Genomic DNA, 3,918 nt, shown 5'->3' with positions numbered 1-3,918 from the left:
ATAGTTCCACTATATCATATTATCATCTCCTTGTCAAGAAAAAAATGTATGACCCCAAAATCCATAACGGGGGCTATCTGAAATGGCATTACCAGGGGATGGGTTTGCAGCCGGTTCATAAACAGACCTATTTTAATATTGTGGCTATCAGTTTATAAGTTTTTAATTAACATAACATAAGGCTCAAGCGCGCTATGTCATTAACAATAACCCAAGCCTCAAATTGTTAGTTCTCCCTCGGTCCGTGGGAATCTGGGCCAGGTAGCTCCTACTTCAAACCTTACCTTACCCACCAGATCTTCGACCCCCCTCATCCCCTTTTCCTCCAGGAATTTTGTGAGGCCTTCAATTATCTCCAAAGGGATCCTGGGGTTGACGAAATTTCCCGTACCCACGGCCACAGCCCTGGCCCCGGCCAGGAAAAATTCGACCGCGTCCCGATAATCCAGGATTCCCCCTATGCCGATAAGAGGAACGTCCAGAGCTCGGTAGACCTGGTGGATCATGCCCACAGCCACGGGCTTGATGGCTGGTCCGGAAAGGCCCCCGAATCCCTTCCCCAGGCGGGGCCTGAAAGTATCCGGATCTATAGCCAGACCGCGCAGGGTGTTGATGAGAGACAGAATTTCGGCTCCAGCCTCAACACAGGCCCTGGCAATAGAGACAATATCGGTCACGTTGGGGGTCAACTTGGCGATAAGGGGTTTGGAGGTGCGGGATCGCATGGCCGAGATAACCCGATAGGACATTTCCGGATTGACCCCAAAGAAGATCCCTCCTTCCCTGATGTTAGGACAGGAGATGTTGGCCTCCAGGGCATCCACACCCTCAGCCCCATCCAGAATCCTGGCCAGCTCGGCATATTCTTCCACTGTCTCCCCGGCCACGTTGACAATCAACTTGACGGGCCATCTCCTCCAGCAAGGGAGGCCCTTCTCCAGGAAATGTTCTACCCCTGGGTTTTCCAGACCGATAGAATTGAGAAGTCCACAGGATGTCTCCCAGGTTCGAGGTGGGCGGTTGCCTTGGCGTCTGCGGAGAGTAACTGCCTTGGTGACTACCGCTCCCAATTTTGAGATGTCTATGAGTTCTGTGTACTCGTAGCTGAAGGTCCCGGAGGCCACCAGGACTGGATTCTTCAGGATTAATCTTCCTAGATGGACCTCCAGATTTATTTTGTTATTTCCCAACTTCAAACTCCTGGCTCAAGGGAGATTTACCTACCATTTTCCCCAAGCATTTGGTCAGGACATCTCCCTGGGGTCTCTGAAAAAGTCTTTATCAAAGGGCTGCCCGGTGCCTCGGAACCCCGGTCCAAGTTCTGGATCAGGCTTCACTCTACCACCAATTCCTCCGCCCTGAATACCGGTCCATCCCGGCACACCCTTTTATATTCAAACTGGCTTTCAGTGCCCACTTTGCAGACGCAGGACCGGCAGGCACCCAGCCCACAGGCCATCCTTTCTTCCAGGGAGACCTGGCAGAGAAGGCCTTCTCTCCGAGAAAGTTCCACTACCTCTTTAAGCAAGCCCCTGGGACCACAAGCATAAATCTGAATCCTTTTGTCCCGGCTCAGATACTCCGGTATCAGAGAGCTCACCTTTCCCATCTTTCCCAGGGATCCATCTTCTGTGCTCACTACAAAGAGAGCACCCAGTTCCTGAAATTCAGAAGAGCAAAGGACCTCATTTCTGGATACGGCTCCAAAAAGAACTACCACTTCCTCTCCCCTCTCCTTCAGCCTCCTGGCCAGAAAATGCATAGGGGCAATGCCCATGCCTCCGGCAACAATAAGATGCTTAGAGTCACTCCAGGTCAGAAGTTCTCTCTGACCTGAGTTATCACTCAGGAAGAACCCATTCCCCAGAGGCCCAATGAGGTCGACCATTTCCCTCTCCGACCTCTGGCTTAAGATACGGCTTCCTACCCCCACCACTTTTACCAGCAGGTCAAAGACCCCTTTTTCTTCATCCACATCAAACAAAGAATAGGGTCGCCGCAGCAAGGGGTAATTCAAGGGAGAAGGCCTGAGGAAGACAAACTGTCCCGGCACTGCCAACGCTGGGATATGGGGATCAGAGAAAGTCAACCGGACCACTTCATCAGTCATCCAGTTCTTTTTGATTAAGGTGGAACTTACAAGCCTGGCTTGAGAGACCAATCAATACACCGTCCTTGCTATTGTACCCAGTCTTGCAAAGCTTTAACCTCCAGCTCTGAGGAAAGGAGGACCTCTATGGCCTGAAGAGCGGCCATCGCCCCGGAAATAGTGGTGATGCAGGGTACGCCGTGAACCACACTGGCCGTCCTCATGTAATAGCCATCGGTTCGGGACCCTCTCCCTCGAGGCGTATTGATGATGAGATCTATGTCGCCGTTCTTAATCATATCCAGAACATTAGGCCTTCCCTCTCGGATCTTGGCTACCCTGGCGCACTCTACTCCACTGGCCTGCAGTACGTCTCCGGTACCCCTGGTAGCAAAAATGTTGAATCCCATCTCCTGGAGTCTTTTGGCAATCAGGATAACCGCCCGCTTATCCCGATTGCAGACACTGATAAAAATGTTGCCCTTGTGGGGTAGCCTGACCCCCGCGGCCAACTGGGCTTTGGCAAAGGCCCGGCCAAAGCTCTCATCGATTCCCATGACCTCACCGGTGGATCTCATTTCCGGACCCAGCACGGTATCTGTATCCGGAAAGTTACGAAAGGGAAGCACGGCCTCTTTAACCGCATAGAATCCTTTTCTGGATACACCCTCCAGCCCAAATTCCTTCAATTTCTTCCCCACCATAACCTGCGCGGCCAGTCTGGCCAGAGGTATGCCGGTAGCTTTACTCACGAAGGGAACGGTACGGGAGGCCCGGGGGTTGGCCTCCAGAACGTATATCATCTCATCCTTCACCGCAAACTGAATATTGACCAGCCCTACAACCTCCAGAACCTTAGCCAGCAGACAGGTGTAGTTCTTTATTTTCTCGATAATCTCTTCCCCCAAAGAGTATGGTGGAATGACACAGGCGCTGTCGCCGGAGTGGATGCCGGCTTCCTCAATATGCTCCATGATTCCTCCGATAAAGACATTTTCCCCGTCGGCCAGAGCGTCCACATCTACTTCAATGGCCCCTTCCAGAAACTTGTCAATGAGCACGGTATGCTCTCCGGAGGCCTCTACCGCCGAACTTATATATCTTTCCAGAGATTCCCGGTCGTAAACTATCCTCATAGCCTGTCCCCCCAGGACATAGGAGGGTCTTACTAACACAGGATAACCCACCTGGGCAGCCACCTTCACGGCCTCCTCCAGGCTGGCTGCTGTGCCAGAGGGAGACTGGGGTATTTGTAACTGCTCCAGGAGCGCCCTGAATCTCTCCCGATCCTCAGCCAGATCGATCTTTTCCGCCGAAGTCCCCAGTATCTTTGCTCCTGCTTGAGATAACCTGCGGGCCAGCTTCAGCGGAGTCTGTCCACCCAACTGGATAATCAGTCCATCCGGTTTCTCTGCCTCCAGGATATTCATGACATCCTGGTAGGTGAGGGGTTCGAAGTAGAGCCTGTCCGAGGTGTCATAGTCAGTGCTCACCGTCTCCGGATTGCAGTTAACCATAATGGTCTCCCACCCCAGTTCCTTCAGGGCAAAGGAGGCCTGAACACAGGCATAGTCGAACTCGATCCCCTGACCGATACGGTTGGGGCCTGCTCCCAGGATGATAGCTTTTCTCCCGGTCAGGGAAGGGACCTCATCGGACTCCTCCTCGTAGGTGGAGTAGAAATAGGGCGTCTCTGATTGGAACTCTCCGGCGCAGGTATCGATCATTTTATAAGTGGGGCGGATTCTCAGCTCCCCTCTCTTTTCCCTTACCTCCACCTCCGTGGCTCCGCATAGCCAGGCGATCTGGTGATCCGAGTAGCCCTGCCT

At 52.8% G+C, this 3,918-nt stretch carries 3 protein-coding genes; all 3 read right to left on the bottom strand.

Annotated elements, in window-relative coordinates:
• Positions 1–218 precede the first annotated feature (218 nt).
• Positions 219–1,190, bottom strand: a complete 972-nt coding sequence (locus HW443_RS09695; RefSeq protein ID WP_246273253.1) for a dihydroorotate dehydrogenase — start codon at positions 1,188–1,190, stop codon at positions 219–221.
• Positions 1,191–1,333: 143 nt separating this feature from the next.
• The gene (locus HW443_RS09690; protein WP_176238115.1) at positions 1,334–2,161 is read right to left on the bottom strand and encodes a dihydroorotate dehydrogenase electron transfer subunit; all 828 of its coding nucleotides are present in this window, start codon (positions 2,159–2,161) and stop codon (positions 1,334–1,336) included.
• A gap of 17 nt (positions 2,162–2,178) precedes the next feature.
• Positions 2,179–3,918: carbamoyl-phosphate synthase large subunit (carB, locus tag HW443_RS09685; RefSeq protein WP_176238114.1), on the bottom strand; the 1,740-nt coding region annotated here is incomplete at its 5' end.

Source organism: Candidatus Hakubella thermalkaliphila (assembly GCF_013281975.1).
In the GTDB taxonomy this organism is placed as follows: Bacteria; Actinomycetota; Humimicrobiia; order Hakubellales; family Hakubellaceae; genus Hakubella; species Hakubella thermalkaliphila.
The sequence above is the reverse complement of the archived record's forward strand: the minus strand, read 5'-3'. Positions and strand labels throughout refer to the sequence as shown.